This window comes from Streptomyces sp. AC627_RSS907 (genome assembly GCF_019049165.1).
Genome location: NZ_JAGMUE010000923.1, coordinates 1 through 676 on the forward strand (window position 1 = coordinate 1; position 676 = coordinate 676).

The window sequence follows — 676 nt, forward strand, 5'->3', positions numbered from 1 at the left end:
AACGGGCCCGCCGCGCGCCTGCGGGGGCCTTCTGCGCGGGGTACCAGAGCTGGACCACGACCGTGCGCCGGTCGTGCGGATCGGCGGTGAAGATCTCGGGGCGGCGTGGGTCGGTCCACTGCATCACACGGGTGCCGACCGCGAAACGGCCCGACGGCTCGGGGAACGCAGGTACGGGAAAGGCCCAGGCGGCCACCGGACCCGTGGCGATCAGGCCGGCGCAGGCCACCGATCCGGGCAAGGCCAGCCACCACTGGGCACGCCACGCCGGCCGGCCAGTGCGGCGTCGTAGCAGAGGAGAGAGAGCGAACGGCAGCGCGAGGGCGGCGCCGGTCAGTACCGGCAGCATCTGCCAACGGGTCCCCACCACGCTCAGCACGATCACGGACAGCACGAACACTGCCACCGCCGCGATCGTGACGCGTGGGCGGACGACAGGCGGAAGCCAGCGCACCACCACCAGCGCGACGGCACCCAGCAGGACAAGGACTTCCAGAAGGGACATGTGCAGCCCCATGAGGTTCTCGGTCACCAGGCCATGCTCGGCGCGGGACACGCGCTGCCACATCGCCCTCGGGTCGCCATCGCGTACAGCCGGGAGTCGCAACCCAAGGCATGCCCATGTGAGCGGCCTTGCGACCTAGGGGGGTGGCCGGGCTCCTCCTGTGGTCTTACT

At 71.2% G+C, this 676-nt stretch carries 1 pseudogene; it reads right to left on the reverse strand.

Features of this window, described 5'->3' with window-relative positions:
- A pseudogene (locus tag KUM32_RS39475) lies at positions 1 to 517 on the reverse strand (hypothetical protein); the annotation flags it as partial.
- Positions 518 to 676 lie beyond the last annotated feature (159 nt).